30 protein-coding genes are annotated in these 26,017 nt (G+C 69.2%); 8 read left to right on the forward strand and 22 right to left on the reverse strand.

Going from position 1 to position 26,017, the window contains the following annotated elements:
• Nucleotides 1-22: 22 nt before the first annotated feature.
• The 3 genes from pyrH to rpsB form a co-directional block, all read right to left on the reverse strand.
• Nucleotides 23-739 (reverse strand): UMP kinase, encoded by a 717-nt coding sequence (pyrH, locus tag AC07VM_RS16340; RefSeq protein ID WP_017830711.1) that lies wholly within the window; start codon nt 737-739, stop codon nt 23-25.
• Between the two features lie 91 nt (nt 740-830).
• Nucleotides 831-1,658 (reverse strand): translation elongation factor Ts, encoded by an 828-nt coding sequence (gene tsf, locus AC07VM_RS16345; protein WP_267418406.1) that lies wholly within the window; start codon nt 1,656-1,658, stop codon nt 831-833.
• Nucleotides 1,659-1,703: 45 nt separating this feature from the next.
• Entirely contained in the window at nt 1,704-2,645 is a 942-nt protein-coding gene (gene rpsB, locus AC07VM_RS16350) for a 30S ribosomal protein S2 (protein WP_267418405.1), read from the reverse strand.
• 306 nt (nt 2,646-2,951) lie between these two features.
• Here rpsB and AC07VM_RS16355 point away from each other — a divergent pair, with 306 nt between their 5' ends.
• Complete coding sequence (locus tag AC07VM_RS16355; RefSeq protein WP_494912261.1) at nt 2,952-3,476, forward strand: peptidoglycan DD-metalloendopeptidase family protein; 525 nt, start codon at nt 2,952-2,954, stop codon at nt 3,474-3,476.
• A 23-nt stretch (nt 3,477-3,499) separates the two neighbouring features.
• Here the strand turns inward: AC07VM_RS16355 and AC07VM_RS16360 are convergent, their stop codons facing one another.
• From AC07VM_RS16360 to AC07VM_RS16400, 9 genes are all read right to left on the reverse strand, one after another.
• Nucleotides 3,500-4,402 (reverse strand): tyrosine recombinase XerC, encoded by a 903-nt coding sequence (locus AC07VM_RS16360; RefSeq protein WP_494912262.1) that lies wholly within the window; start codon nt 4,400-4,402, stop codon nt 3,500-3,502.
• A gap of 60 nt (nt 4,403-4,462) precedes the next feature.
• Nucleotides 4,463-5,656, reverse strand: a complete 1,194-nt coding sequence (dprA, locus tag AC07VM_RS16365) for a DNA-processing protein DprA (RefSeq protein WP_494912264.1) — start codon at nt 5,654-5,656, stop codon at nt 4,463-4,465.
• The gene (locus tag AC07VM_RS16370) at nt 5,653-7,182 is read right to left on the reverse strand and encodes a YifB family Mg chelatase-like AAA ATPase (protein WP_494912265.1); all 1,530 of its coding nucleotides are present in this window, start codon (nt 7,180-7,182) and stop codon (nt 5,653-5,655) included. Before AC07VM_RS16370 ends, dprA begins: the two co-directional genes overlap by 4 nt.
• On the reverse strand, nt 7,179-7,541 hold the full coding sequence (locus AC07VM_RS16375) for a YraN family protein (protein WP_494912266.1): 363 nt from the start codon (nt 7,539-7,541) through the stop codon (nt 7,179-7,181). Before AC07VM_RS16375 ends, AC07VM_RS16370 begins: the two co-directional genes overlap by 4 nt.
• A 122-nt stretch (nt 7,542-7,663) precedes the next feature.
• Nucleotides 7,664-7,990: a DUF2469 family protein gene (locus AC07VM_RS16380; RefSeq protein WP_017830719.1), complete on the reverse strand. Its 327-nt coding sequence runs from the start codon at nt 7,988-7,990 to the stop codon at nt 7,664-7,666.
• 71 nt (nt 7,991-8,061) lie between these two features.
• A complete protein-coding gene (gene rnhB / locus AC07VM_RS16385; RefSeq protein ID WP_494912268.1) occupies nt 8,062-8,721 on the reverse strand; it encodes a ribonuclease HII in 660 nt (219 codons plus the stop codon).
• Nucleotides 8,718-9,443: a signal peptidase I gene (gene lepB / locus AC07VM_RS16390; RefSeq protein WP_267418365.1), complete on the reverse strand. Its 726-nt coding sequence runs from the start codon at nt 9,441-9,443 to the stop codon at nt 8,718-8,720. Before lepB ends, rnhB begins: the two co-directional genes overlap by 4 nt.
• A 118-nt stretch (nt 9,444-9,561) precedes the next feature.
• Complete coding sequence (gene rplS / locus AC07VM_RS16395) at nt 9,562-9,909, reverse strand: 50S ribosomal protein L19 (protein ID WP_017830722.1); 348 nt, start codon at nt 9,907-9,909, stop codon at nt 9,562-9,564.
• Nucleotides 9,910-10,077: 168 nt separating this feature from the next.
• The gene (locus AC07VM_RS16400; RefSeq protein ID WP_494912269.1) at nt 10,078-10,566 is read right to left on the reverse strand and encodes an MFS transporter permease; all 489 of its coding nucleotides are present in this window, start codon (nt 10,564-10,566) and stop codon (nt 10,078-10,080) included.
• A 110-nt stretch (nt 10,567-10,676) separates the two neighbouring features.
• Here AC07VM_RS16400 and map point away from each other — a divergent pair, with 110 nt between their 5' ends.
• Together map and AC07VM_RS16410 are read left to right on the forward strand one after the other, a co-directional pair.
• Complete coding sequence (gene map / locus AC07VM_RS16405; protein WP_494912270.1) at nt 10,677-11,459, forward strand: type I methionyl aminopeptidase; 783 nt, start codon at nt 10,677-10,679, stop codon at nt 11,457-11,459.
• Between the two features lie 52 nt (nt 11,460-11,511).
• Nucleotides 11,512-12,105: a histidine phosphatase family protein gene (locus tag AC07VM_RS16410; RefSeq protein ID WP_494912271.1), complete on the forward strand. Its 594-nt coding sequence runs from the start codon at nt 11,512-11,514 to the stop codon at nt 12,103-12,105.
• Between the two features lie 19 nt (nt 12,106-12,124).
• Here the strand turns inward: AC07VM_RS16410 and trmD are convergent, their stop codons facing one another.
• From trmD to rpsP, 4 genes are read right to left on the reverse strand one after another with little or no spacing between them, the layout of a single operon-like run.
• A complete protein-coding gene (gene trmD / locus AC07VM_RS16415; RefSeq protein WP_494912272.1) occupies nt 12,125-12,844 on the reverse strand; it encodes a tRNA (guanosine(37)-N1)-methyltransferase TrmD in 720 nt (239 codons plus the stop codon).
• A gap of 19 nt (nt 12,845-12,863) precedes the next feature.
• Nucleotides 12,864-13,481, reverse strand: a complete 618-nt coding sequence (rimM, locus tag AC07VM_RS16420) for a ribosome maturation factor RimM (protein WP_267418359.1) — start codon at nt 13,479-13,481, stop codon at nt 12,864-12,866.
• Nucleotides 13,465-13,695, reverse strand: a complete 231-nt coding sequence (locus tag AC07VM_RS16425; RefSeq protein ID WP_017830729.1) for an RNA-binding protein — start codon at nt 13,693-13,695, stop codon at nt 13,465-13,467. Before AC07VM_RS16425 ends, rimM begins: the two co-directional genes overlap by 17 nt.
• A 6-nt stretch (nt 13,696-13,701) precedes the next feature.
• Entirely contained in the window at nt 13,702-14,136 is a 435-nt protein-coding gene (gene rpsP, locus AC07VM_RS16430) for a 30S ribosomal protein S16 (protein ID WP_267418358.1), read from the reverse strand.
• A gap of 209 nt (nt 14,137-14,345) precedes the next feature.
• On the opposite strand from rpsP, the gene AC07VM_RS16435 reads away from it, so the two are divergent.
• On the forward strand, nt 14,346-15,497 hold the full coding sequence (locus tag AC07VM_RS16435; RefSeq protein ID WP_267418357.1) for a glutamate--cysteine ligase: 1,152 nt from the start codon (nt 14,346-14,348) through the stop codon (nt 15,495-15,497).
• Between the two features lie 11 nt (nt 15,498-15,508).
• On the opposite strand, the gene AC07VM_RS16440 is transcribed toward AC07VM_RS16435, so the two are convergent.
• Nucleotides 15,509-16,480 carry a sugar-binding transcriptional regulator gene (locus AC07VM_RS16440; RefSeq protein ID WP_267418356.1) on the reverse strand — a complete coding sequence of 324 codons (972 nt, stop codon included), beginning with the start codon at nt 16,478-16,480 and terminating at the stop codon, nt 15,509-15,511.
• A 103-nt stretch (nt 16,481-16,583) separates the two neighbouring features.
• Here AC07VM_RS16440 and AC07VM_RS16445 point away from each other — a divergent pair, with 103 nt between their 5' ends.
• From AC07VM_RS16445 to glpK, 3 genes are all read left to right on the forward strand, one after another.
• Nucleotides 16,584-18,293 (forward strand): glycerol-3-phosphate dehydrogenase/oxidase, encoded by a 1,710-nt coding sequence (locus AC07VM_RS16445; protein WP_494912273.1) that lies wholly within the window; start codon nt 16,584-16,586, stop codon nt 18,291-18,293.
• 92 nt (nt 18,294-18,385) lie between these two features.
• The gene (locus tag AC07VM_RS16450; RefSeq protein ID WP_267418354.1) at nt 18,386-19,141 is read left to right on the forward strand and encodes an MIP/aquaporin family protein; all 756 of its coding nucleotides are present in this window, start codon (nt 18,386-18,388) and stop codon (nt 19,139-19,141) included.
• Nucleotides 19,142-19,181: 40 nt separating this feature from the next.
• Nucleotides 19,182-20,696 carry a glycerol kinase GlpK gene (gene glpK / locus AC07VM_RS16455; protein WP_267418353.1) on the forward strand — a complete coding sequence of 505 codons (1,515 nt, stop codon included), beginning with the start codon at nt 19,182-19,184 and terminating at the stop codon, nt 20,694-20,696.
• Nucleotides 20,697-20,703: 7 nt separating this feature from the next.
• Here the strand turns inward: glpK and AC07VM_RS16460 are convergent, their stop codons facing one another.
• Nucleotides 20,704-21,630 (reverse strand): LysR substrate-binding domain-containing protein, encoded by a 927-nt coding sequence (locus AC07VM_RS16460; RefSeq protein ID WP_494912274.1) that lies wholly within the window; start codon nt 21,628-21,630, stop codon nt 20,704-20,706.
• 78 nt (nt 21,631-21,708) lie between these two features.
• Here AC07VM_RS16460 and AC07VM_RS16465 point away from each other — a divergent pair, with 78 nt between their 5' ends.
• On the forward strand, nt 21,709-22,626 hold the full coding sequence (locus AC07VM_RS16465) for an EamA family transporter (RefSeq protein ID WP_494912275.1): 918 nt from the start codon (nt 21,709-21,711) through the stop codon (nt 22,624-22,626).
• A gap of 7 nt (nt 22,627-22,633) precedes the next feature.
• Here the strand turns inward: AC07VM_RS16465 and ffh are convergent, their stop codons facing one another.
• From ffh to AC07VM_RS16485, 4 genes are all read right to left on the reverse strand, one after another.
• Entirely contained in the window at nt 22,634-24,193 is a 1,560-nt protein-coding gene (ffh, locus tag AC07VM_RS16470) for a signal recognition particle protein (protein WP_494912276.1), read from the reverse strand.
• A 13-nt stretch (nt 24,194-24,206) separates the two neighbouring features.
• The gene (locus tag AC07VM_RS16475; RefSeq protein ID WP_494912277.1) at nt 24,207-24,713 is read right to left on the reverse strand and encodes an RNA polymerase sigma factor; all 507 of its coding nucleotides are present in this window, start codon (nt 24,711-24,713) and stop codon (nt 24,207-24,209) included.
• Complete coding sequence (locus AC07VM_RS16480) at nt 24,710-25,342, reverse strand: hypothetical protein (protein WP_494912278.1); 633 nt, start codon at nt 25,340-25,342, stop codon at nt 24,710-24,712. Before AC07VM_RS16480 ends, AC07VM_RS16475 begins: the two co-directional genes overlap by 4 nt.
• A gap of 65 nt (nt 25,343-25,407) precedes the next feature.
• Nucleotides 25,408-25,995: a TetR/AcrR family transcriptional regulator gene (locus AC07VM_RS16485; protein WP_267418346.1), complete on the reverse strand. Its 588-nt coding sequence runs from the start codon at nt 25,993-25,995 to the stop codon at nt 25,408-25,410.
• Between the last annotated feature and the right edge of the window lie 22 nt (nt 25,996-26,017).

Consider the following 26,017-nt stretch of genomic DNA (forward strand, 5'->3'; position numbering starts at 1 on the left):
TCTTCTCCGCCGTGTCACACGCTCACGCGGTGACGAGGGTTCCGATCGGCTCGCCGAGCAGGGCGCGCGTGACGTTGCCGGCCGGCTCCATGCCGAACACCCGCATGTCCATGCTGTTGTCCATGCAGAGGCTGAAGGCCGTCGAGTCGACCACCTTGAGGCCGCGCTGCAGCGCGTCGCGGTAGGTGACGCGCTCGATGCGCTCCGCGTCGGCGTGCTTGTTCGGGTCGGCGGTGTAGATCGCGTCGACGCCGTTCTTGGCGACCAGGACCTCGTCCGCGCCGATCTCGAGTGCGCGCTGCGCGGCCACGGTGTCGGTGGAGAAGTACGGGAGCCCGGCGCCGGCGCCGAAGATCACGACGCGGCCCTTCTCGAGGTGCCGCTCGGCACGACGCGGGATGTAGGGCTCCGCGACCTGGGTCATCGAGATGGCCGACTGCACGCGGGTCGCGGCACCGGCCTGCTCGAGGAAGTCCTGGAGGGCGAGGGCGTTCATGACGGTGCCCAGCATGCCCATGTAGTCGGCACGTCCGCGGTCCATCCCGCGCTGGCTGAGCTCTGCTCCGCGGAAGAAGTTGCCACCGCCCACGACGATCGCCACCTCGACACGATCGACGGCCGCGGCGATGTCCCGGGCGATCTGGGAGACGACGTCGGGGCTGACACCCAGCTGCCCTGCTCCGAAGGCCTCTCCGGAGAGCTTGAGAAGGACGCGGCGGCGTCCGGTGCGTTCAGTCATGGGTGGGTGTCCTCTCGTCCCGATTCAAGATAGTGCCTCGTGGGCATGAAGAAGGGGTTCGGATCTGGCGATCCGAACCCCTTCGACGTTGCTACGCGCCGACCTTGAAGCGCGCGAAGTCCGTCACGGTGATACCGGCGTCCTTCGCCACCTGGGCGACAGAGAGCTTGTTGTCCTTCGCGTAGTCCTGCTCGAGCAGGGCGACCTGCTTGATGAACGCGGACACGCGACCCTCGACGATCTTCGGGAGAGCCGCTTCCGGCTTGCCCTCGTTGCGGGAGATCTCGGTGACGATCTCGCGCTCCTTCTCGACGGCGTCGGCCGGGACGTTCTCGCGGGAGAGGTACGTCGGGTTGGCGAACGAGATGTGCTGGGCGATGCTGCGCGCGGTCTCGGCGTCGTCACCCGAGTAGGCGACGACGACACCGATCTGCGGCGGCAGGTCCTTGCTCGTGCGGTGCAGGTAGACCTCGACCTTGTCGCCGGAGATCGTGCGCACCTGGCGCAGCTCGACCTTCTCGCCGATGATCGCGGCCTCTTCCGAGATGACCTGCTCGACGCTCTTGTCGCCCGCCGAAGCGGCGAGAGCGGCGTCGACCGAGTCGGCCTTGACGGCAGCGGCAGCGTCGGCGACCTTGTCGGCCAGCGCGATGAAGCGCTCGTTCTTCGCGACGAAGTCGGTCTCGCAGGCGAGCTCGATGAGCGTCACGGCGCCGTCCTGCTCGCGAGCGACGATGAGTCCCTCGCTGGTGGACCGGTCAGCGCGCTTCGCGTTGCCCTTCGCACCCTTCAGACGCAGGATCTCGGTGGCCTTCTCGACGTCTCCGTCGGCCTCCTCGAGCGCCTTCTTGGTGTCGACCATTCCCGTGCCGAGCTGCTCACGCAGCGCCTTGAGGTCAGCGATGGTGAAGTTGGCCATGTGTGGTGGCTCCTTGCTTCGTTATGTATGTGTGTGTACGAGGGATTACTTGGCGTCGGCAGCCTCGGCGTCGGCGACCTCGGCGGTCTCCTCACCGGAAGCGGCGGCGATCGCCTCGTCGTGTGCCTCGGCACCGGCCTCGTCGGCGGCGGTCTCGTCGGCAGCGGGCGTCTCGACGACAGCGGCCTCGTCGTCCGCGGTCACGATCTCGGCGGCGTCAGCGGACTCCTGGACCGGGGTCTCGAGAAGCTCCTTCTCCCACTCGGCCAGCGGCTCCGCGTCGCCCGACTCCGGGTTGTGCTTCTGCTGCAGGCCCTCGGCGGCGGCGTCGGCGATGATGCGCGTCAGCAGCGAGACGGAGCGGATCGCGTCGTCGTTACCGGGGATCGGGTACTGGAAGTCGTCCGGGTCCGCGTTCGTGTCGAGGATGCCGATCACGGGGATGCCGAGCTTCTTGGCCTCGTCGATGGCGAGGTGCTCGCGCTTGGCGTCGACGACCCAGAGAGCCGACGGCGTCTTCGTCAGGTTGCGGATACCGCCCAGCGACTTGTGCAGCTTGTCGAGCTCGCGCTTCTTGAGAAGCAGCTCCTTCTTCGTGAAGCCACTGTTCGCCGGGGTCTCGTAGTCGAGCTCCTCGAGCTCCTTCATGCGTGCGAGACGCTTGGAGATCGTGGAGAAGTTGGTGAGGAGTCCACCGAGCCAGCGCTGGTTGACGAAGGGCTGGCCGACGCGCGTGGCCTGCTCCGCGAGGATCTCCTGCGCCTGCTTCTTGGTGCCGACGAAGAGGATCGTGCCACCGTGGGCGACGGTCTCCTTGACGAAGTCGTAGGCCTTGTCGATGTAGCCGAGCGACTGCTGAAGGTCGATGATGTGGATGCCGCTGCGCTCGGTGAGGATGAAGCGCTTGACCTTCGGGTTCCACCGACGGGTCTGGTGTCCGAAGTGCACGCCGCTGTCGAGCAGCTGGCGGATGGTGACCACAGCCATGGTCGTCTCCTGGTTCTGGCGCGATTCTGCGCCGTTGAGGTTGTCAAGCCGATCGGATGATCGGACTTCCTGGCGCCCGGCTCACACCCGCCCCCTCGAGAGGAAGACCTGTGGATGTGGATGCCGCGAGATGAATCGCTCTGGGCACGCGTAGTCACCCCGATATCGAGGTGCTCCCCCAGCATACAGGATGCCGCGGCCACACTCCCCCTGCACCGCAGGCGATACGGCCCGCTCCTCCCGACCTCTCGTCGCCGTCCGCCACTCCGCGCGCGAGGAGCGTGCGCGAGACGCGAGGATCCCCCCATGCGCACCAAGCTCCGCTCGTCCATCGCTCTGGTCGTCGCCGTCCTGCTCTGCCTGGTCTCGGCCACCCCCGACGCCCTCGCTGTCGGCGAAGGCACGACCGAGATGCCTCGTTGGCGCTGGCCGATCGCGGGCCCCCGCGTGGTCGTCGAACCGTTCCGCGCTCCGGCACACGCCTACGGTGCGGGTCACCGCGGCGTCGATCTGGGGGCAGCCGCCGGCGCGAGTGTGGTGGCTCCGGCCGATGGCACCGTGGCCTTCCGCGGCACGGTGGTCGATCGCCCTCTGCTCACGATCGAGCATGCCGGTGGTCTCGTGACGACGTTCGAACCGGTGCGATCGTCGCTCCAGCCCGGCGACGTCGTGGCCTCGGGCCAGGAGATCGGCATCGTCGATGTCGGCGGGCACACACCGTCCGGCGCTCTCCATCTCGGAGTACGCCGCGAAGGCGAGTACATCAATCCGATGCTGCTGTTCGGCGAGGTTCCGCGCGCGGTCCTCCTCCCCTGTTGCGGACGCGGGTGAGGATCCGCGCGGGGCAGCCGGCGTCAGGCGCGGGGATGTGCCAGCCGGTAGGTGGCCGTCAGCCGCTCGGCCGAGACATGCGTGTAGATCTGCGTGGTGCCGAGGCTGGCATGCCCGAGGATCTCCTGGACCGCGCGGAGGTCCGCTCCGCCGTCGAGCAGATGCGTCGCCGCCGTGTGGCGCAGTGCATGGGGGCCGACCGTCTCCGCGCCGACGATGGGCGCGAGGACGCGGGCGACCAGCTCGTACACGGATCGCGGTCCGATCCGCGCGCCTCTGCTGCCCAGGATCAGCGCCGGGGTGAAGGTCCTCGCCCGGGCCACGAGCGCAGGTCTGCCGCGACGCAGATACGCGCTCACCGCATCGCGCGCCGGCGCGCCGAACGGCACCACGCGCTCCTTCGCCCCCTTGCCCAGCACCCGAGCCGTCCCGCGATCGAGGTCGAGATCGTCGATGTCGAGCCCGCACAGCTCGGAGACGCGGATGCCGGACCCGTAGAGCAGTTCGAGGATGGCGTGATCCCGCAGCGCGATCGGATCCCCCTCCTGCGCCGCTTCTCGATGCGCGTCGAGAAGACCGGACATCGCGTCGCGCGAGGCGACCGTGGGCAGCGTGCGCCCCTTCTTCGGAGCGATCAGACGCAGACTCGGATCGTGGGCGATCAGCTCCTGCTCCTGCGCCCAGCGGAAGAACGAGCGAGCGGCCGCAGATCGGCGCGCGAGCGTCGAACGGGCGTCGCCTCTCTGCGTCGCGCGCCAGAGCCAGTCCCTGAGCACGTCCAGGTCGACGTCCTCGAGCGGCACGGCACCGGCGGCGGCCTCCAGGTCGCGAAGGTCCGCGCGATAGGCCCGCACCGTCGCGGGAGACAGCCGACGCACCCGTTCGAGGTGGTCGGCGAATGCCTCCGTGGCCGCCGCGAGATCCATGTAGCCAGCATGCCCCCGCCGCTGAGGTCCGCTCCGGAGCCTCGCCGTGATGCCGCCCCGTCACCGCCCCCGGGTGCCGGTGGAGCGACTCCAGCCCGCATCCTCGACGGCGACCGCCCCCTCCAGGTGCATCAGTCCCAGGACCGCACGCACCCGGTCGGGCGACATCCCCGAGCGCCGGGCGATCTCCTCGACCGAGAGGCGTGTGCGCGTACCCAGGGCGTCGAGCACACGGCTGCGGTTCGGATCCGCCACGTCGTGCGCGGTCGGCGGCGCATCCGCCTGGCCCCACAGCTCGCGCACCTCGCGCGCCGAGGTGACGCACTGGGCGTCGTACTCCCGCAGCAGTCGATGGCACCCGGCGGACGACGCCGACGTCACCGGTCCCGGCACCGCGCCGAGCGGACGGCCGAGGGTCGCCGCATGCCCGGCCGTGTTCAGCGAGCCGCTGCGCCATCCCGCCTCGACGACGACGGTGGCCTGGCCCAGCGCGGCGATGAGGCGGTTCCGGGCGAGGAAACGCCATTTCGTCGGCGCCGTCCCACAGGGCGGTTCGCTCACCAGTGCCCCTTCCTCGGCGATCTGCTGCAGGAGCCGGTGATGGCCGGCGGGGTAGACGCGGTCCACTCCGCCCGCGAGGAACGCGACGGTCGCGCCCCGAACCCCCAGTGCTGCGCGATGCACAGCGCCGTCGATCCCGTAGGCACCGCCCGACACGATGAGGGCTCCCGTCGTCGCGAGGTCTCCGGCGAGTTCGGCTGCGACGTGCTCGCCGTAGCCACTCGCGGCTCGCGCACCGACCATCGACACGCGGGGCTCGTGCACGAGCAGTTCCGCACGACCGCGAACCCAGAGTGCGCTCGGGGCGTGCGGCCCCAGATCACCCAGCGCCTCCGGCCAGGACGGGTCACCGGGGACCACCAGTCGCGCATCGACGTCGACGGCGGCACGGAGCGCGTCCCGTACGGCTTTCGGCGTGGCCCGGGGGCGCCATCGTGCTCTTCCCTCCTTCAGGGCGCGCGCTGCGCGGGCATCGACATGCCCCGTCGACCGCACCGACGCCGAGTCGTCCAGGGCGAAGGAGAGCGCCTCCGGAGCGCCGAGGGCATCGATCAGCGCTCCGGCGACGGCGTCCCCGGGCTCCGCGATCACCGTCCATGCCGCACGTGCCAGGCAGTCCGCCACCGCTTCTCCGGGATGCAGACGGCGCGCCGCGGCCACGGTGTCGGCGTCGTCGAGCAGGAGCTCCATCATCGCGGGAGTCCTCTCCGCAGGTGCAGCGCGCGCCCGACCTCTTCGAGCCCCGGGCGGTCGAGCTCGCCCAGGTCGGCCATGGTCCACGCGACCCGGAGCACACGATCGTAGCCCCGCAGTGTGAGCGCGCCGCGCTCCAGCGCACGATCCAGGGGCGCCCGGACGGTCGCGGGCAGCCGAAGGGCGCCCTGCCGCAGCCAGGTGCCGGGGATGTCGGCATTGCGTCGCCACCGTGTGCTCCGCCACCGCCGCGCCGCCCTCTCTCTGGCGGCCGACACCCGCGTCCGCGCTTCGGACGTCGTCATGCCCGACGTGCTCTCCCCCGTCGCCCTCGACGCGGACACACGACTCACCTGCAGGTCGACGTCGATCCGATCCCGCAGCGGCCCGGACAGCCGGGTCGAGTACCGGCGGATCGCCATAGGCGGACAGATGCACTCCGCACCTCTCACGCCGTGGTTTCCGCAGGGGCAGGGATTCATGGCGAGCAGAAGCTGGAACCGGGCAGGGAACGCCGCTGTGAACCCCGCGCGGTGGACCTCGATGACGCCCGACTCGAGGGGCTGACGCAGCGCGTCCAGGGCCACGCGGGAGAACTCCGCAGCCTCGTCGAGGAAGAGCACCCCGCAGTGCGCTCTCGCGATGGCGCCAGGACGTGCCGTGCGGGAGCCTCCCCCGACCAGTGCCGCCACCGAGGCACTGTGGTGCGGAGACTCCAACGGCGGGACACGGTCGAGTGCGGCGACGGGCTCACCGCTGAGCGAGCGGATCGACGCGACTTCGAGAGACTCGTGGTCGCCGAGAGGAGGCATGATCCCCGGCAGACGGCGGGCGAGCATGGTCTTGCCCGCGCCGGGCGGTCCGCTCAGGAGCATGTGATGTCCACCGGCGGCTGCCACCACAAGCGCCTCCACGGCGTCCTCCTGTCCGACCACGTCCTGCAGATCGACCGCTGCCTCCTCCCTCACGGGCCCCGCAGACGCCTCGACGGGCAAGACCTCGGGCACGTCGATGTCGGCCCCATGCCAGACGGCGACCTCCGCGAGCGAGGTGGCGGCGCGCACCTCCAGACCGGGGACCAGTCGGGCCTCCTCTTCGTTGCCACGGGGCACGATCACGGTGCCGAACCCCGCCCGAGCTGCCGCGAACACGGCGGGGAGCACGCCGGGCACGGGCCTTATCCGCCCGTCGAGGCCGAGCTCCCCGACGTGAACCGTCGCAGCGATGGAGCGCGGGTCGATCGCGCCACCGGCGGCGAGGGAGGCCACCGCGATCCCGAGATCGAATCCCGCACCGTGCTTGGGAAGGCTCGCCGGGGACAGGTTCACGGTGAACCGCCGCCGCGGGAGGTCGAGTCCCGAGTTCTTGCAGGCGTTGTGCACGCGCTGGACGGCCTCCCCCAGCGACTTGTCCGGGAGGCCGATGATGCGGAACTCCGGTGTCTGGTTCGAGAGGTCGGCCTCGACCTCCACGAGGTGCCCGTCCACGCCGGTGAGCGCGACGGCCCAGGTGCGCGCCGTGCTCATGCGATGTCCACGAGGTGCTCAAGGGCGCCCTGCGCCGGATCCGCCCCGATGATGCCGATCGCCTCGAGTCGCACGACACGCCCGCGGGCGGCATCGGGGTGCTCGGCCACCCACGCCTGCGCGAGCTGCCAGAGGCGACGACGCTTCCGGGGGTCGATCGCCTCGAACGGGTGCCCGAAGACGGCTGTGCGCCTCGTCTTGACCTCGACCACGGCCAGGTGACCGCCGCGCGAGGCGATGATGTCGATCTCGCCCTGGACGCACCGCCAGTTCCGCGCGAGCACCGTGTACCCGATACGCGTCAGGTACTGCGCCGCACGTTCTTCTCCGGCTCTGCCGAGCTCGTCTTTCGCTGCCATGCCCTCAGCATCGTGCGCGAGGCGTCCGCTCGGAGTCGACGGCCCGGCATCAGCACGAGGGCTGGGGAGAAGTCAGAAGTCCGAGGGTGTGTGGAGAATCGTCTCGGCTCCGCGAGGACGGTTCACTCGCCGTCGAGGGAGAGCTCCTGCGGCAGCTCGAACTCGCGGCGCTGCAGCTCCTCGACGTTCACGTCCTTGAAGGTGAGGACGCGCACCGCCTTGACGAAGCGATCGGCGCGGTAGATGTCCCACACCCAGACGTCGGTCATCGAGATCTCGAAGTAGAAGTCGTGCTCGGTGTCGCGGCGGACGACGTTGACCTCGTTGGCCAGGTAGAAGCGGCGTTCGGTCTCGACGACGTACTGGAACTGCGACACCACATCCCGATACTCCCGGAACAGTGCGAGCTCGAGCTCGCGGTCGTAGTCGTCGAAGGCTTCCTCATCCATGATGAGTCCATCCTAGAGTCGCGGGCGTCGCCATGCGGCATCGCCGTCCCGCGCCCGAGTCGCGAGCTCGATCAGAACAGGGTGGGCGCGTCGGCGATGGCCCAGGACGCGCGGTGGAACGGCGACAGTCCGTTGCTCCGGATGGCGTCACGGTGCTCGGGGCTCGCGTAGCCCTTGTTCCGATTCCACTGATAGGCCGGATGGTTCTCGTGGATCTCCGCCATGTATCCATCACGAGCCACCTTGGCGATCACGGATGCCGCCGACACCGAGGCGCAGTCGCGGTCGGCCTTGATCACCGGGCGCACCCGGAGCGGCAGCGGGTGGACCCGCGACACGTAATCGTGATTGCCGTCGAGCAGGATGAGCGCCTCCCCCACCGCGACCCCCTCGTCGGCGATCGCCAGCACCGCGCGCGAGGCCGCCAGCCCGAGTGCGCGCATGATGCCGACCTCGTCGACCTCCGCGGCGCTCGCCCAGCCGACGGCGGAGGCCTGCACCCATGCGGCCGCACGAGCGGCCACCTCGGGCCGTCGTCTCTCGGTCACGAGCTTCGAGTCGCGCAGCCCCTCGGGCACCCGGCGTCGAGCGCCGGCCGCGTCCATCATGGCCGCGCCCACGGCGACCGGACCCGCCAGGGCACCACGGCCGACCTCGTCGAGCGAGATGATCAGCTCGCACTCGCCCAGGAGCTTCCGCTCCAGGGTCAGCTTCGGCGTGATGACGGTCATTCCGGGTCCGGAACCCCGTTGAAGATGTCGTGGTGTCCGTCGATCGGGCCGAGACGGTTCAGCGGCCAGGTCGTGAGGAACGCCTTGCCGACGATGTTCTCCATGGGCACGAAACCTCCGCTGGGAAGGTCCTGATGCGCCCGTGCGTCGCGCGAGCTATCGCGGTTGTCGCCGAGAAGCCAGACCGAGTCCTCCGGCACCACGACGTCGAAGGGCTCGTTCGACGCGGCGGTGTCGCCCTCGGGCAGGTTCAGGTAGCTGAGCTCATCGATCGGGGCACCGTTGATGGTGATCTGGCCCAGCGCGTTGCAGCACACGACATGGTCCCCGGGGAGGCCGATCACGCGCTTGACGAGGTGGTCCTGCGCGTCCGTCGCGGAGATCCCGACGAAGTTCAACACCCAGTCGACTGCCTGCACGAGGGGCGGCTGGGCCGGAGGCTGCGGCTGAACGTCGAGCCACCCACCCGGGTCCTTGAAGACGACCACGTCGCCGCGTTCGTAATCGGTCCACCGCGGGGTCAGTTCGTCGACGAGGATCCGGTCCTTGACCAGGAGGGTGCGCTCCATCGATGCCGAAGGGATGTAGAACGAGCGCACCACGAAGCTCTTGACCACGAAGGAGACGAGCGCGGCGATGACGATGATCACGAGCACGTCCCGGAGGAAGACCAGGAACCCGCGTCGTCGTCGGGTGCTGCGCGCGGCCGGGGAATCAGTCATCGGGTTCCTTCTCGAGTCATACACCGCTTTGGCGCGACCACATCAAGGTTCGCACACCGGGGAGAGAACACAGCACCCCAGGACATCGTGTCCTGGGGTGCTGTGGAGAACCTGCGCGTCAGCGGTCGCGCTTCTCCTTGATCTTCGCCTTCTTGCCACGGAGCTGGCGGAGGTAGTAGAGCTTCGCGCGACGCACGTCACCGCGGGTGACGACCTCGATGTGGTCGATCACCGGGGAGTGCACGGGGAAGGTACGCTCGACGCCCACCTGGAAGCTGATCTTGCGGACCGTGAAGGTCTCGCGCACGCTGTCGCCCTGGCGGCCGATGACGACGCCCTGGAAGACCTGGATACGAGAGCGGCTGCCCTCGGTGATGTTGACGTGCACCTTGACGGTGTCACCGGGGAAGAAGTCCGGGATGTCCGAACGGAGGGAAGCCGCGTCGACGGCGTCGAGGATCTGCATGATCGTCTCTCTCTGCACCCGCCACAGGTCGCATGCATGTTTTCAAAGGAACAAGAAGAGGATTGAGCTGTACGGAGCTGACGCGTCCGCGGGCTCCCCTGTGGCAGAGCCGGTCACAGCACAATCATCCATTCTGCCATGGATGCCGCGCCCGGCCAAAACGGGACCTCAGTCGCGGATGTCGGTCTCCCGCACCACGATGACCTCGTGTGCGCGCGTCGGCGGCGCCGGCTCGTCGACCGTGGGGATCGTCGACCACGAGATGGTCTCGCGAAGACGCGTCCCGCTGCCCCTGGCCTCGTTCCACAGCTGCCAGATCTGCAGCCAGACGAGACCGATACCCGCGACGATCGCTCCGGTGAGCAGCCACGGGAACACCCCGTCGATGAAGAAGCCGACAGCGATCGTGAGACCGTGCCAGACGGTGAACCCGGCGACGTCCCACCAGGACACGGCGCGCTCGATGCGCACCGACGGACGGGAACGGGTGAGGAGCGTGAGCAGGAGCTGTCCGAGGAAGACGGAGGGCATCGCGATGAGCAGCACCCAGAGGATCGACCAGCCGCCCTGGAAGATACCCCATCCGATGAGCAGCCACAGCGGCAGCAGGAAGGCCGCCGGGAGGAGCCAGCGGAAGAAGGCCTGTCGCAACCACATGCCCCGATCGTACGACGACCGTCCAGCGCCGAACCCGGTGTTCGCTGAGAGCGCTCGGCGGGATCGTCCCCTCCCGATCAGGGAGAATGGAGGGGACGAGAGGACACCCGATGATCGAATTGCGCACCCCTGCCGAGATCGAAGAGATGCGCGCCGCCGGCCGGTTCGTCGCAGAGACCCTGGCGACGCTCCGCGATGAGACGAAGGTCGGGACGAATCTCCTCTCGATCGATCGCCGCGCGCACGACATGATCCGCAAGGCCGGGGCGGAGTCCTGCTACATCGACTACCACCCCTCCTTCGGCGCGAGTCCGTTCGGCAAGGTCATCTGCACCTCCGTGAACGACGCCGTGCTGCACGGGCTCCCCCACGACTACTCGCTGCGCGACGGCGATCTCGTCACGCTCGACTTCGCCGTCTCCGTCGACGGCTGGGTCGCCGACTCCGCCGTCTCGTTCGTGGTCGGCACCGCGCGCGAGGAGGACCTCCGCCTCATCGACACCACCGAACGCGCCCTGACCGCCGCGATCGAGACCGCGACGGTCGGCAACCGCATCGGCGACATCTCCGCGGCCGTCGCCGCGGTCGCCCACGGGGAGGGCTACTCGATCAACACCGACTTCGGCGGACACGGCGTCGGTCGCACCATGCACGGGGATCCGCACGTGCCGAACGACGGCCGCGCCGGCCGGGGCTTCCCGCTGCGCGCCGGCCTGGTCCTCGCTCTGGAGCCCTGGTTCCTCGCGACGACCGACGAGCTCGTGACCGACCCGGACGGCTGGACGCTGCGCAGCGTCGACGGCTCCCGTGGTGCGCACTCCGAGCACACGATCGCCATCACGGACGACGGACCCATCATCCTGACGGACCGGTCCTTCCTCGGCGTCGACTGACGGCGGTTTCCGGCAGGAGACCGCGACCGGCGGCGTATGCCATTCTGAGTGCATGATCCCGCAGGACCGTCACGTGCCGGAGCGACTGTTCCTCGCTCGGCATGGACAGACGGCCTGGAACCTCGAGCGTCGACTGCAGGGGCAGCTGGACTCTCCGCTCACGGACCGGGGCGTGGCACAGGCCCGGGAGATCGCGGAGCGGCTCGCCGATCGCGGGATCCTCACGGTGTGCACCAGTCCCCTGGGCCGGGCCATGCAGACGGCGGTCATCATCGCGGAGCGCCTCGGGGCCGACGTCATCGAGGTGCCGGATCTCGCCGAGGTGGACCATGGCGAGCTGGCGGGTATGACCTGGGAGGAGATCGACGAGCTCCATCCCACCGCCCGCGAGGAGCGCGCCGCCAATCGCTACGGATGGGCGTTTCCGGGCGGAGAGAGCTATGCCCAGGCGCGGGCTCGTGCGCGCAAGGCGCTCAGCAGCTGCGGATGGTCGTCCGACGGCGTGCCCCTGCTGGTGAGCCACGAGATGATCGGACGCATGCTGCGCGCGGAACTCCGCGGCCTGGACTCCCCCACCGCGCTCGGTCTGCGGCATCCGCACGGGGTGGTCTTCGAGATCGACCGGTCCGGGGAGCGGATGCTCTGAAGAGAGGCCTGCGTGGACCTCAGGACGGGAGGGTTTCGTCCCCCGCCAGCAGGTCGGGCCGACGGCGGCGCGTCCGCTCGAGCTGCTGTTCGCGACGCCAGCGCGCGATCGCGCCGTGGTTTCCGCTCAGCAGCACATCCGGCACGGAGCGATCGAGCCACGACGCCGGTTTCGTGTACGACGGGTACTCCAGCAGGCCGTCCTCGTGGGATTCCTCGACGAGGCTCTCCGGATTGCCGACCACCCCGGGGATGAGCCGGCCGATGGCCTCGATCATCGCCATGGTGGCGACCTCTCCCCCATTGAGCACGTAGTCCCCGAGGCTGATCAGCCGCACCTCGCCGAGGTCCGCCGCGTACTCGAACACCCGCTCGTCGATGCCCTCATAGCGACCGCAGCCGAAGACGAGGTGCTCACGGGTGGCCAGCTGACGAGCGGTCTTCTGCGTGAAGACCTCCCCCGCCGGAGACGGGAAGATGATGGTCGGGCGCTCGGCACCCTGATCCTTCGACGACCCCGCGACCTCATCGAGTGCAAGACCCCACGGCTCGGGCTTCATCACCATGCCGGCACCACCGCCGTAGGGCGTGTCGTCCACCGTGCGATGACGATCGAACGCCCAGTCCCGCAGGTCGCGGACGCGGAGGTCGATGATCCCGGATTCCTGGGCCTTCCCGAGCAGGGAGAGCGTCAGACCGTCGAAGTACGACGGGAAGATGGAGAGGACGTCGATGCGCACGGAGGAACCGTACCAGCGGTCACTCGGACGCGTCGGCGTCGGAACCCGACGGCGACTCGGTGTCCGCGGCGCCCGGAAGTTCCTCGAACAGCCCGGGCGGCGGGGTCACGATCACTCGTCCGGCCGCCACGTCGACGGTCGGCACGATGGCCGCCACGAACGGGACCATGACCTCGTTCTCGCCCGCCTTGACGATGAGCAGGTCCTGCGCGGGGAAGTGCTCGACGCGGACGACGCGGCCGATGACCGTGTCGTCGCGGACCACATCGAGACCGACGAGCTGGTGGTCGAACCACGCGTCATCCTCGACCTCGTCCGCATCCTGATCGATCCACAGGATGGCGCGGACCAGGCTGTCGGCGGCATCGCGGTCGTCGACGTCATCGAAAAAGACGACCGGGTTGCCGTTCATCACGCGATACTCGCGGACAGTGATCTCCTTGCCGTGCCACGGAGATGCCTCGGGCACCTGCAACGTGAATCCGGCACCGGGGGTGAAACGGCCCTCGGGATTGTCGGTGTACAACTCGAGCTTGAGACCGCCCTTGAGACCGTGCGCCTTGACGAGGCGCCCGACACGGAGCTGGTTCTTGCCCTGGTTCCGGTCCTTCGGCACCACGTCAGTCGTCCGCGACATCGACGCGGACCCGACGCCCGTCAGCGAGAGCGCTGACGAGGGTGCGAAGGGCCTTCGCGGTGCGGCCGCCGCGCCCGATCACGCGTCCACGGTCATCGGGGTGCACGCGCACCTCGAGGAGGTCGCCTCGCGGCGAAGTGGATTCGTTGATGCGGACATCCTCCGGGTGATCGACGATCCCCTTGACGATGTGTTCGAGCGCGGCGGCGAGCACGACGGATTACTCTGCGTCTGCGGCGGGAGCCTCAGCGGCCTCCGCGTCGGCCGCGGCGGGAGCCTCCTCAGCGGGAGCCTCCACCTTCTTCTCCGCCTTGGGCTTGACGACGGACTTCTTGGACGCGTCGATCTCGAAGGGTGCCTTCGGCTCGGCGACCTTGAGCGTGGACTTGGCGTCCTTGTCGCCCTTGAACTTGCCCCAGTCACCCGTGATCTTGAGGATGGCGGCGACCTGCTCGGTCGGCTGCGCGCCGACGGAGAGCCAGTACTGCGCCCGCTCGGAGTCGACCTCGATGAACGAGGGCTCCTCGGTGGGGTGGTACTTGCCGATCTCCTCGATCACGCGACCATCGCGCTTGGTCTTCGAGTCGGCGACGACGATGCGGTAGTACGGCGCACGGATCTTGCCCAGGCGCTTGAGACGAATCTTGACAGCCACGATTCTCCTGAATTGTGTGGAAGGAAACGAACTGATCGCCTGGAGAGTGGGGTGCACACCCGGCGGAAGCTCAAATGAGTGTGGACGAAAGCTGGATAGAGGGTCGAGCAGCCGTCCGACCCTCTATTCTGCCAGATGCGCGCGCCAGGCGCGAAACGTGGAGACACGGCCGTTCCCGTGTCGCGTCATGCGCATGCCAGACTGTGCGGGTGAAACTCGAGTTCGCCTCCTCGGCCCGCTCCACCGTCGGCCTCGAATGGGAGATCATGCTCGCGGATCCCGTGAGCGGTGATCTGGTGGGGCGCGCCCCCGAGCTGCTCGCCGCCCTCGAAGCCGAGAGCGCCGATGAGCGCCACACGGTCACGGGCGAGCTGCTCACCAACACGATCGAGGTCACCAGCGGCATCGGAGACTCGGTGGCGCACGCCGTCGACGACATCGCGAACGCGATCACGGCCGTGCGATCGGCGACGGATCCGGCCGGAATCGAGCTGCTCTCGGCGGGCAGCCACCCGTTCGCCCAGTGGTACGACCAGCAGGTGACGGACAAGTCGCGCTATCACACGCTCATCGAGCGCACCCAGTGGTGGGGGCGCAACATGATGATCTGGGGCATCCACGTCCACATCGGCGTCGAGGACCACCGCAAGGTGTTCCCCATCATCAACGCCCTCTCCGCCTTCCTGCCGCACCTTCAGGCACTTTCGGCATCGAGCCCGTTCTGGGCGGGCGAGCGCACCGGCTACGCGTCGAACCGCGCGCTGGTGTTCCAGCAGCTCCCGACCGCGGGCCTCCCCTGGCCGCTGCGCGACTGGTCCGAGTACGAGTCGTACCTCGACGACATGGTCCGCACCGGGGTGATGGCCGACGCCACCGAAGTCCGCTGGGACATCCGTCCCGCTCCCCGCTGGGGCACCATCGAGGTGCGCGCGTGCGACGGCCTCTCGACCCTCCCCGAGCTCGCGTCCGTCGCGGCGCTCGTCCAGGTTCTGGTGGAGCACTTCTCCCGCATGCTGGACGAGGGGCGGACGCTGCCCGAGCTCCCGGCCTGGTTCCACCGCGAGAACAAGTGGCGGGCCGCACGCTACGGACTCGATGCGCGGGTGATCGTCGACGCCGCCGGCGCACAGCGCCCCGTACGCGAACACCTCGCCGAGGTCATCGAGGAACTCGCCCCCATCGCCGTCGAGCTCGGCTGCGTGCGGGAGTTCGGCGGCAACGCCACGACCCTCGAGAACGGTGCGAGCTACGAGCGGCAGCTCGTGATCGCCAATGCCACCGCGGGCGATCTCACGGCCGTGGTGCAGCACCTCATCCGCGAGTTCCGCTCCGGCCCCGAGTCCTCGACCGACGAGGCGTAGCGGACCCTCGCTCAGTCCTCGACCAGGCGCCTCGCCAGCCCCTCGTCCAGGACCACATCGGTGACGAGTCCCGCCGAGAGCGCGGCGCGGAGGCTCACGAGCTTCGGGATGCCGGACACGACGCAGACCCGACGCGGCACCCGGCGCAGACGATCCAGGCCCGGCCCGGTCGCTCGCGCGTTGACGCGGATGTCACGCCAGGATCCGTCGGATCGGAAGAACACGGTGGCGACGTCGCCGATCGCGTGATCCTCGCGGAGGCTGCGGTAGTCGTCCCGCCCGAGGTAGCCGCCCACGTAGACCCGGCTCGGGACCTCGGCGGCGGGCGAACCCAGACTGAACACGGCCACGTCCATCTTCGCCTGCAGATCCAGCACGCGCCTGGTGCTGCGCTCCCGCCACATCGCCTCGCGCGTCGCGGGGTCGTCGAAGAAGGCGGGGACGGGGAACTGCTGCACCTGTGCACCGAACGCGCTCCCGAATCGCTGCAGGATGTCGCTCGAGTACTCGACCCCTGTCGTCTGCGTGTTCCCGGCGCCGTTCAGCTGGACGAACGTCGTGTTGTGCGTCTCCTTCTGCGTGAGTCCACGGCTGACGGCGCTGATGGTGGATCCCCAGGCCACACCGATCACCATGTTCGAGTCGACGAACTGCGACAGCAGCCGCCCGGCCGTGAGCGCCACGCGCTCGAGCCGCTCGACCTCGCTCAGGATCTCCGGCATCGGCACCACGTGCGCAGCCACCCGATGACGGTCGCGGATGCGCTGCTCGAGCATGCCGAGGCGCTCCAGCGGGGAGTTGATGCGGATGTCGACCAGGCCGCTCTCCCGGGCGAAGCTCAGCAGGCGCGACACGGATGATCGCGACGTGCCGAGCTCCTGTGCGATGACCTCCATCGTCTTGTCCTGCATGTAGTAGAGCTGCGCGGCGGTGAGCGCCGCGATCAGCTTGCTGTCGCGCGATTCCGCACCTTGACCGGCCATGACGACCTCCTCATCCTCGATCCTTGCACATATGTGCAGTGGGCTTGCGCGGGATGCCACACAGGTCGATGCTGGTTGGCAAGCAAGGAAGAGAGGGTCGACGATGATCGATTCGACACACTCGTCAGCGGAGCGCGCGGAGGTTCGCGCGGTTCGTGAATCCGGACGCACGAGCGTCCTCGTCATCGGCGGCGGGATCAACGGGATCTCCACGTTCCGGGACCTGGCTCTTCAGGGAGTCGACGTGGTCCTCGTCGAACGCGGCGACTTCGCGTCCGGCGCGTCGTCCGCATCGAGCCACATGATCCACGGCGGTATCCGCTACCTGGAGAACGGCGAGTTCCGTCTCGTGCGCGAGTCGGTCGAGGAGCGCAACGGCCTCCTCAAGATCGCCCCGCACTACGTCAAGCCGCTGCAGACCACGATCCCGATCTACTCGACGTTCTCGGGCATCCTGTCGGCCCCGCTGCGCTTCCTCACGCACAAGAGCGGGAAGCCGCAGGAGCGCGGCGCGTTCCTCATCAAGGTCGGCCTCACGATCTACGACACGTTCTCCCGTGACGGCGGCACGGTCCCGCGCCACCGCTTCCTCGGTCGCAAGAAGTCGCTCGCCGAGCTGCCCTCGCTCGACCCGAAGATCAAGTACACCGCGACGTACTACGACGCCTCCATGCACGATCCCGAGCGTCTCGCGCTGGACGTCCTGCAGGACGGCCGCTCCGCACACCCCGGCACGCACGCGCTGAACTACGTCGAGGCGATCGCCCGCGACGGCGACAAGGTCGTGCTCCGCGATCGCGAGAGCGGCACCGAGTTCACGGTGCAGGCCGACGTCGTCGTGAACGCCTCGGGCCCGTGGACGGACCTGACGAACGACGCCCTGGGCACGGACACCCGCTTCATGGGCGGCACCAAAGGCTCGCACATCGTGCTCGACCACCCGGAGCTCCTCGAAGCCACGCAGGGCCGCGAGATCTTCTTCGAGCACTCCGACGGCCGCATCGTGCTCATCTACCCGCTCAAGGGCCGCGTCCTGGTCGGCACCACCGACATCGACGCCGACCCTCGCGAGGTGCCGGTGTGCACCGAGGAGGAGGTCGACTACTTCTTCGATCTCATCCACCACGTGTTCCCGACGATCCCGGTCGCACGCGACCAGATCGTGTATAAGTTCTCGGGCATCCGCCCGCTGCCGCGCCATGAGGACACGGCACCCGGATTCGTCTCCCGCGACTACCGCGTCGAGGTGGACGAGAAGGGCGCCGTCCCGCTCGTGAGCCTCGTCGGCGGCAAGTGGACGACGTTCCGCGCGCTCGGCGAGTCGCTCTCGGACATCGTCCTGGGGCTGATCGACCGCACCCGCACCGTCTCCACGGCCGGACGCGCGATCGGCGGCGGCCGCGACTTCCCGCGTACCGAGAAGGCCAAGCGCATCTGGATCCAGGAGAACCTGCCCGGAGCCGGAGCACGGGCCGAGCGCCTGCTCGCCCGCTACGGCACCCGCGCCGCGCAGGTGTGGGAGTACGTCGAGCAGGGAGCGGACGCCCCGCTCGCCGGCGGCGACCTCTCGACGCGCGAGCTCGAGTGGATGGTGCAGAACGAACTGGTGGCGCGTCTCGAGGACGTGGTCCTGCGCCGCACCAGCATCGCCTTCACCGGCAATGCGGACGCCGAGGTGCTCGACGAGATCGCCGACGCCCTCGCGCCGATGCTCGGCTGGGACCGTTCGCGCCACGATGCCGAGCTCGACCAGACCCGGCAGCTGCTGAACGAACGACACGGACTCGATATCCCGTCCCGCACCCGCGGCTGACAGGACTTCGGACTGCCGCCCTCCTCGCGGTGCAACCCCCATAAAGTGTCGGGGCAGAGGGGCCCCGACACACAAGAAAGGTCAAAGAAGACATGGCTGATGTGAATCTCGGTCTCTACTTCCTCTCCGAACTCGTCGGCACCGCGATGCTGATCCTGCTCGGTTGTGGCGTGGTGGCCAATGTCGCGCTGGCGAAGAACAAGGGCTTCGGCGGCGGTTTCCTGATGGTCAACTGGGGATGGGGTCTCGCCGTCTTCGCCGGTGTGCTCGTCTCCGCGTACTCCGGTGCGATCCTCAACCCCGCAGTCGGCATCGGCCTCCTGGTCGCCGGCAAGATCTCGTTCGTGATGTTCCTGACGGCCACGGCCGCGGAGCTCGTGGGTGCGATCATCGGTGCGATCGTGGTCTGGCTCGCGTACAAGCAGCACTTCGACGAGGAGCCGGAGCCGGCCAACAAGCTCGGCGTCTTCTCGACCGGGCCTGCCATCCGCTCCTATGGCTGGAACCTCGTCACCGAGATCATCGGCACGTTCGTGCTGGTGTTCGTCATCTTCGCCTTCGCCGACTACGGCGACATCGAGGTCGGCGTTCCCGGTGGCCTCGGACCGCTCACGGCCCTTCCCGTCGCCCTCCTCGTGGTCGCGATCGGTGCCTCCCTCGGTGGCCCGACCGGCTACGCGATCAACCCCGCCCGTGACCTCGGCCCGCGCATCGCGCACGCGATCCTGCCGATCAAGGGCAAGGGTGCCAGCGACTGGTCCTACTCGTGGGTCCCCGTCGTCGGTCCGCTCATCGGTGGTGTGATCGCCGCACTCGCCGCACCCGTGCTGCTCGGCCTCGCCGGCTGACGCACGCCCCATCCGCACTGGAATTCAAAGGAGAGCACAAGTGGCTGACTACATCATCGCGATCGACCAGGGAACCACGTCGAGCCGCGCGATCATCTTCGACAAGAAGGGCAGCATCGTCGCGACCGGGCAGAAGGAGCACGAGCAGATCCTGCCCAAGGCCGGCTGGGTGGAGCACGATGCCGCCGAGATCTGGCGCAACGTGCAGGAGGTCATCGGTCTGGCCCTCGGTCGCGCCGACCTGACGCGACACGACATCGCCGCGGTCGGCATCACGAACCAGCGCGAGACCGCCGTCGTGTGGGACAAGAAGACCGGCAAGCCGATCTACAACGCGATCGTCTGGCAGGACACCCGTACGCAGGAGATCGTCGACCGCCTCGCGGCCGACGGGGGCGTCGAGCGGTTCAAGCCGGTCGTCGGGCTCCCCCTCGCGACCTACTTCTCGGGCACGAAGATCGCCTGGATCCTGGAGAACGTCGACGGCGCCCGCGAGAAGGCGGAAGCCGGAGACCTGCTCTTCGGAACCACCGACTGCTGGGTTCTCTGGAACCTCACGGGCGGTGCGGACGGCGGCGTGCACGCGACGGACGTCACGAACGCCTCGCGCACCATGTTCATGGACCTCGAGACGCTGGAATGGCGCGACGACATCCTCGAGGCGTTCGGCGTGCCGCGCTCGATGATGCCGGAGATCCGCTCCTCCTCCGAGGTCTACGGCACCGCGGAGAGCTCCTCGCTGCTGCGCGAGACTCCGATCGCCGGCATCCTGGGCGACCAGCAGGCCGCGACGTTCGGACAGGCCGCGTTCCAGACCGGTGAGAGCAAGAACACCTACGGCACGGGCTGCTTCCTGATCTTCAACACGGGCGAGGAGATCGTCCACTCGAAGAACGGGCTGCTGACCACCGTCGGCTACAAGCTCGGCGACGGACCGACGCACTACGCGCTGGAAGGATCGATCGCCGTCACCGGATCGCTCATCCAGTGGCTGCGCGATCAGCTCGGCATCATCTCCTCTGCCCCCGAGGTCGAGAAGCTGGCCGAGCAGGTCGAGGACAACGGCGGGGTCTACATCGTCCCGGCGTTCTCCGGACTGTTCGCGCCGTACTGGCGTCCGGACGCGCGCGGCGCGATCGTGGGTCTCACCCGCTACGCGAACAAGAACCACATCGCGCGCGCCGCCCTGGAGGCCGTGGCCTTCCAGACCCGCGACGTGCTCGACGCGGTGAACGCGGACGCCGGAGTGGATCTGACCGAGCTCAAGGTCGACGGCGGCATGGTCGCCAACGACGCGCTCATGCAGTTCCAGGCCGATGTCCTCGGCGTCCCGGTCGTGCGCCCCGTCGTCGCGGAGACGACGGCACTCGGTGCGGCCTACGCCGCCGGTCTCGCCGTCGGGTTCTGGAACGGCCTCGACGACCTGTCCGCCAACTGGCAGGAGGACAAGCGCTGGGAGCCGTCGATGGAGGCGGACGAGCGCGACCGTCAGCTGCGTCTGTGGCGCAAGGCCGTCACGAAGTCGATGGACTGGGTCGACGAAGACGTGAAGTGATCTGACATCACGCGGAAGCGGGTCCGGAGGTTTCCTCCGGGCCCGCTTCCGCGTTCTCGGACCCGAGGCGGTCGATGACCGCGAGGAAGGCGCGCGCGACGCTCCGCGGCGCCGCGAGGTCCCACGCCAGGTGCTCCACCCGTTCCGGCCCGTCCCGCACTTCGGCGGTCGCGACGGCGAAGGACGCTCGTGCGACCGTCCCCGGCGCGAGCAGCGTCACCGCGAGTCCGGCTTCGACCAGCCCGAGGATGAGCGTCGCCGAGTCGGCCTCGAAGGCCACGTCGCGCGTGAGACCGGCGGACGCGAACGCCGCATCGCTCTGCGCGCGCCCCGATGTGCCCGCGGGAAAGTCCGCGAAGGTCAGCCCCGCGAGGTCCGCCAGTCCGATCGCGCCGGTCTCCGCGAGCGCATGGCCGGGCGGCAGGGCGGCTACCAGGCGGTCGCGGAGGAGCGCCCGGGAAGCCACGCCGGTCGGGGTGAGTCCCGCGCGGAGGCCGAGCAGAGCCACATCCAGCGCCCCCTGTCGGAGCGCGGCGACCAGCTCGTCGCTGTTCCCCATCCGCAGCTCGACCCGCGCGTGGGGGTGCGCCGCACGGAACGCGACCAGAGCCGCGGGGAGGTCGATCGCCGTCACCGTCGGGATGACGCCGACCCGGAGAGTCCCGATCACCGCGCCTCCGACAGCCGCGGCATCCTCCTTCGCCTGGTCCGCCGCACGGAGCGCTGTGCGTGCGTGCACGAGGAACGCCTCGCCTGCTTCCGTCGCGCGGACGCTGCGACTCGACCGCACGAACAGACGCTGGCCGAGGTCGCGCTCGAGGGCGGCGATCTGATGACTCAGCGCCGACTGGGTGACGAAGCACCGTTCCGCGGCGCGCGTGAAGCTCGACGTGTCGGCGACCTCGACCACATACCGCAGCTGCTGGAGTTCCATGCATTCATGGTTTCAGTTCATGGTTAGCGTGACAAGTATGCGTTGGACTCATCCCTGAGTCGCGCGCAGGCTGGAGGGATGAACCGCCTCACGCTCGTGCTGCTGACCGCGCTCGCCCCCATCGCGTGGGGAACGACCTACCTGGTCACGACAGAGCTGCTTCCTCCGGGGCACCCCCTCTTCGCCGGGCTGCTCCGTTCCCTGCCCGCCGGCCTCCTCGCCGTCGTCGTCACGCGCAGGCTTCCCCGCGGTGCCTGGTGGTGGAAGGCGTTCGCCCTCGGCGCGCTCAACATCGGCGCGTTCTTCCCGCTGCTGTTCCTCGCCGCCGAACGACTGCCCGGCGGCGTCGCCGCCGCCGTGGCCGGCGCCCAGCCGCTCATCGTGCTCGCCCTCGGTGCCCTCGTGTTGCAGGAGCGGATCAGGCCGCTCACGGCCGCGGCCGCCGTGATCGGTGCCGGCGGGGTGGCGCTCGTCGTCCTCGGGCCCGCGGCGGAGCTGGACCTCTGGGGGATCCTCGCGGCGCTGGGCGGCGTCACCGCGACCGGAGTCGGGATGATCCTGACGAAGCGCTGGGGCCGACCGAGCGGCGTCGGACCGGTCGCCTACGCAGGCTGGCAGCTCACCGCGGGAGGAGTCCTGCTGCTCCCGCTGACCCTGCTCATCGAGGGCATCCCGTCCGAGATCGACACCGGGGCGGCCCTCGGCTACCTGTGGCTCGGCACCGCGGGCGGCATCGTGGCGTACACGCTGTGGTTCCGCGGAATCCAGCAGCTCCCCGTGATCGCCCCGGGGCTGCTCGCCCTGCTCTCCCCCATCGTCGCGACGACGCTCGGGGTGCTGGTGGCGGGTGAGCGGTTCACCGTGGTCCAGGTCATCGGTCTGACCCTCACGATCGGAGCGCTCGTGCTGGGGCAGGTCGTCGCCCGCCCGTCCGCCAGGGATCGCGCGGCGGTGGACGGCCCGACGGCTTCCGCAGCGTTGGCGGCTCCGCGCTGAGCGCGGGTCAGCTCTTGCCGAACAGCTTCTGGATCTCGGCGAGGTCGGCTTCGCTCGGCGCCTGACCGGCACCGCCGCCGAGGCCGAATCCCGAGCCGGTCGGCGTCGAGGTCGCGGTGATCCCGGCGTTCTCGGCCGCGCGCTTCGCCGGGTTACCCGAACGGGATCCCTTCGACGCCTTGCCCTTCTTGCCGCGCTTCGACGACGCGCCAGGACGTCCCATGCCGGGCACCGGGCCCATTCCGGGGATGTTGGGCGTGCCGCCACGGGCGACCGTCTTCATCATCTTGGCGGCCTGCTCGAAGCGCTGCACGAGCTGGTTCACGTCGGTGACCGTCATGCCGGAACCGCGAGCGATGCGCAGGCGGCGCGAGCCGTTGAGCACCTTCGGGTTGCGACGCTCCCCCGGGGTCATCGAACGGATGATGGCCTCGGTGCGATCGATCTCCCGCTCGTCGAAGTCGTCGAGCTGCTGCTTCATCTGCCCCATGCCCGGGAGCATCCCGAGCATCTTCTTCATCGAGCCCATCTTTTTCATCTGCTGAAGCTGGTCGAGGAAGTCCTCGAGGGTGAAGGCCTCGGTCGCGAGCTTCTCGGCCATCTTCATGGCCTCTTCCTCATCGAAGGCCTGCTGGGCCTGCTCGATGAGGGTCAGGATGTCGCCGAGGTCGAGGATGCGGCTCGCCATGCGGTCGGGGTGGAACGGCTCGAGGTCTTCGAGGCGCTCGCCCGTCGAGGCGAAGATGATCGGGCGACCGGTGACGGAAGCGACCGAGAGGGCCGCGCCACCGCGCGCATCGCCGTCGAGCTTCGACAGCACCACGCCGGTGAAATCGACGCCCTCCTGGAAGGCCTTGGCCGTGTTGACGGCGTCCTGACCGATCATCGCGTCGATGACGAACAGCACCTCGTCGGGGTTGACCGCCTTGCGGATGTCGGCGGCCTGCTTCATGAGCTCGGCGTCGACACCGAGGCGACCCGCGGTGTCGATGATGACCACGTCGTGCTGCTGGCGGCGCGCGTACTCGACGCCGTCGCGGGAGACCTTCACGGGGTCGCCGACGCCGTTGCCGGGCTCGGGGGCGTAGACGGTGGCGCCGGCCTGCTCCGCGACGACCTGGAGCTGGTTCACGGCGTTGGGACGCTGGAGGTCGGCCGCGACGAGCAGCGGCGTGTGCCCCTCGCCCTCGAGCTGCTTCGCGAGCTTGCCCGCGAAGGTGGTCTTACCGGAACCCTGGAGGCCGGCGAGCATGATCACGGTCGGCGCGGTCTTGGCGAACTGCAGTCGACGCTGCTCGCCGCCGAGGATCTGCACGAGCTCCTCGTTGACGATCTGCACGACCTGCTGCGCGGGGTTCAGGGCCTTGTTGACCTCGTCACCGAGCGCGCGCTCGCGCACCTTCGCGGTGAACTCCTTGACCACGACGAGCGCGACGTCGGCGTCGAGCAGCGCGCGACGGATCTCGCGCACGGTGCCGTCGACATCGGCCGCGGTGAGCTTTCCCTTCGTGCGGAGGTTGCGGAAGGTTTCGGTGAGCCGATCGGAGAGCGTGCCAAAGGTAGCCATGGTGCTGTCGATTCTACGCGAGCGGAGCCTCCATGCTCAGCGCGGCACGGAGCTCGCCCTTCGCCCGCTGATAGCGACCACGCGCCGTGGATGCCGGGATGCCCAGCAGCTCCGCCGCATCGGTCAACGAGAAGCCGTCCCAGTGCACCAGGCGGACGAGCTCGGCCAGCTCGGGATCGAGCCGTGCGATGGCGTCCCGGACATCCGCCCCGGCGTCGGCGGGGGCCGCCGACAGATCCTCCCCGGCGTGGGAGCGGATGCGGTCTGCCAGCGCCCAGCGCCGCCGCTCGCCGCGCGCATGGTTGAGCAGCGTGCCGCGCGCGACGCCGAAGAGCCACATCCGGGCGCGCTCGGGGTCATCCGGGAGCTGTCGCACGCGTCGCCAGGCGACGACCATGGTCTCGCCGAGAAGGTCTGCGGCGTCGTCCGGGCCGACCCGACGCGAGAGGTAGGCGAGCAGGTCGGACGCGCTCGCCTCGAAGGCGGCGATGAGCGCCGCATCCTCCGGGTGCCGGGTCACGGCGTGCCACCCTCGCCGCCCCAGTCCTCGTACTCGCAGTGCAGCTGGCTATGAGCCTCCGCCCCCTCCAGATCCCCGCGTCCGGTATCGATGCCGTTCGCCTTGAGCTCCTCATGGAGCGCCTCGGAGAGGGCTTGATCGTGTGCGAACCACGCATTCAGGTCCGGCATCCGCGGATCCGTGATCTCTTCGTCCGACTCGGCCTGATCGGACTCGAAGGCGGCGAGGTACTTCGCCACGTACGGCGCCGCGGCCGCCTCGACGTCCGTGTTCGCGAACCAGTCGTCGATGATCCGGTCCACCTGAAGCTGTGTCAGCGGGTTGTGCGTATCCCAGCCGCTGTAGCGGATCTCGCACTGCCCCCAGGTGGGCGCCGTGTACGTGTAGCTGCGATCAGGGTTCTCCAGCCCCGGGCTCCACAGCCAGTCCGACGACGCCGTCGCGATGCCCGCTCCGCCCACCAGCAGCAGACCCAGCGCTCCGCTCAGCACCGCTGCACGGCGCGTCCTCCGCCTCGGCTGCGCGGCGGTCCGTGCCTCGGAGAGCATCGCGCGCAGCTCTGCGGTCTCGATCGTCGTGCGCGGCGGTGCCGATGCGTCCAGCAGCTCGTCCAGCTGATCCGGGATCATGAGTTCCTCCTCAGGGGTGGGTTCACTCATGACCTGTCCGGACGACGTCGTTTCGTCCGCGCGACTCAATCCGACCAGGGCAGATCGTGGATCAGGCCGAGCGCATCGTGCAGCACGGCCTCCGGCGTACCGCGCCCGGCGCCCTGCTCCGCCCACACCCGCAGCGCCGAGAGCACGGCCGCCGCATGCGCCGCGCCCACGATGTCGGCGCGGATCACATCGATGCCGGCCGTGCGTGCGGCGGCCGAGACCGCATCGGAGAGACGGGCGAGCCGCAGCCCCGTGTCGCGGACGAGCTCCTCCTGGAGGCCCATCGCCGGGGCATTGCGGAGTGCGAGGGCGAGGGGGTCCGGCGCGAAGTCGCGCACGATGAGGAGCAGGATTCCCCGGACCGCATCCCCCGAGGCGGCTCTGCCCAGCGCGCCGAGTGCACGTGCCGCCTCGTCGATGCGCTCATCGACGCCCGACCACAGCACGTCGCTCTTCGACGTGAAGTAGTTGAAGAAGCTGGACCTGCTCACGCCGGCGCGCTGCGTGATGTCGGCGACGGAGGTCGCGTCGTAGCCGCGTTCGAGGAACAGCTCGCACGCCGCCTCCGCGAGCGTCTCCCGCGAGGACGCCTTGGGGCGTCCGGCACGACCGGTCGGATTCATGCCTTCACGCTACCGCTCGGCG

This window comes from Microbacterium sp. GW821-FHT01D02, assembly GCF_059422585.1.

What these genes read in the sequence shown, in the direction of transcription:
- pyrH (WP_017830711.1), bottom strand. Translation starts at nt 739, where the DNA reads ATGACTGAACGCACCGGACGCCGCCGCGTCCTTCTCAAGCTCTCCGGA.
- tsf (WP_267418406.1), bottom strand. Translation starts at nt 1,658, where the DNA reads ATGGCCAACTTCACCATCGCTGACCTCAAGGCGCTGCGTGAGCAGCTC.
- rpsB (WP_267418405.1), bottom strand. Translation starts at nt 2,645, where the DNA reads ATGGCTGTGGTCACCATCCGCCAGCTGCTCGACAGCGGCGTGCACTTC.
- AC07VM_RS16355 (WP_494912261.1), top strand. Translation starts at nt 2,952, where the DNA reads ATGCGCACCAAGCTCCGCTCGTCCATCGCTCTGGTCGTCGCCGTCCTG.
- AC07VM_RS16360 (WP_494912262.1), bottom strand. Translation starts at nt 4,402, where the DNA reads ATGGATCTCGCGGCGGCCACGGAGGCATTCGCCGACCACCTCGAACGG.
- dprA (WP_494912264.1), bottom strand. Translation starts at nt 5,656, where the DNA reads ATGATGGAGCTCCTGCTCGACGACGCCGACACCGTGGCCGCGGCGCGC.
- AC07VM_RS16370 (WP_494912265.1), bottom strand. Translation starts at nt 7,182, where the DNA reads ATGAGCACGGCGCGCACCTGGGCCGTCGCGCTCACCGGCGTGGACGGG.
- AC07VM_RS16375 (WP_494912266.1), bottom strand. Translation starts at nt 7,541, where the DNA reads ATGGCAGCGAAAGACGAGCTCGGCAGAGCCGGAGAAGAACGTGCGGCG.
- AC07VM_RS16380 (WP_017830719.1), bottom strand. Translation starts at nt 7,990, where the DNA reads ATGGATGAGGAAGCCTTCGACGACTACGACCGCGAGCTCGAGCTCGCA.
- rnhB (WP_494912268.1), bottom strand. Translation starts at nt 8,721, where the DNA reads ATGACCGTCATCACGCCGAAGCTGACCCTGGAGCGGAAGCTCCTGGGC.
- lepB (WP_267418365.1), bottom strand. Translation starts at nt 9,443, where the DNA reads ATGACTGATTCCCCGGCCGCGCGCAGCACCCGACGACGACGCGGGTTC.
- rplS (WP_017830722.1), bottom strand. Translation starts at nt 9,909, where the DNA reads ATGCAGATCCTCGACGCCGTCGACGCGGCTTCCCTCCGTTCGGACATC.
- AC07VM_RS16400 (WP_494912269.1), bottom strand. Translation starts at nt 10,566, where the DNA reads ATGTGGTTGCGACAGGCCTTCTTCCGCTGGCTCCTCCCGGCGGCCTTC.
- map (WP_494912270.1), top strand. Translation starts at nt 10,677, where the DNA reads ATGATCGAATTGCGCACCCCTGCCGAGATCGAAGAGATGCGCGCCGCC.
- AC07VM_RS16410 (WP_494912271.1), top strand. Translation starts at nt 11,512, where the DNA reads ATGATCCCGCAGGACCGTCACGTGCCGGAGCGACTGTTCCTCGCTCGG.
- rimM (WP_267418359.1), bottom strand. Translation starts at nt 13,481, where the DNA reads ATGTCGCGGACGACTGACGTGGTGCCGAAGGACCGGAACCAGGGCAAG.
- AC07VM_RS16440 (WP_267418356.1), bottom strand. Translation starts at nt 16,480, where the DNA reads ATGGCCGGTCAAGGTGCGGAATCGCGCGACAGCAAGCTGATCGCGGCG.
- AC07VM_RS16445 (WP_494912273.1), top strand. Translation starts at nt 16,584, where the DNA reads ATGATCGATTCGACACACTCGTCAGCGGAGCGCGCGGAGGTTCGCGCG.
- AC07VM_RS16450 (WP_267418354.1), top strand. Translation starts at nt 18,386, where the DNA reads ATGGCTGATGTGAATCTCGGTCTCTACTTCCTCTCCGAACTCGTCGGC.
- AC07VM_RS16460 (WP_494912274.1), bottom strand. Translation starts at nt 21,630, where the DNA reads ATGGAACTCCAGCAGCTGCGGTATGTGGTCGAGGTCGCCGACACGTCG.
- AC07VM_RS16465 (WP_494912275.1), top strand. Translation starts at nt 21,709, where the DNA reads ATGAACCGCCTCACGCTCGTGCTGCTGACCGCGCTCGCCCCCATCGCG.
- ffh (WP_494912276.1), bottom strand. Translation starts at nt 24,193, where the DNA reads ATGGCTACCTTTGGCACGCTCTCCGATCGGCTCACCGAAACCTTCCGC.
- AC07VM_RS16480 (WP_494912278.1), bottom strand. Translation starts at nt 25,342, where the DNA reads ATGATCCCGGATCAGCTGGACGAGCTGCTGGACGCATCGGCACCGCCG.
- AC07VM_RS16485 (WP_267418346.1), bottom strand. Translation starts at nt 25,995, where the DNA reads ATGAATCCGACCGGTCGTGCCGGACGCCCCAAGGCGTCCTCGCGGGAG.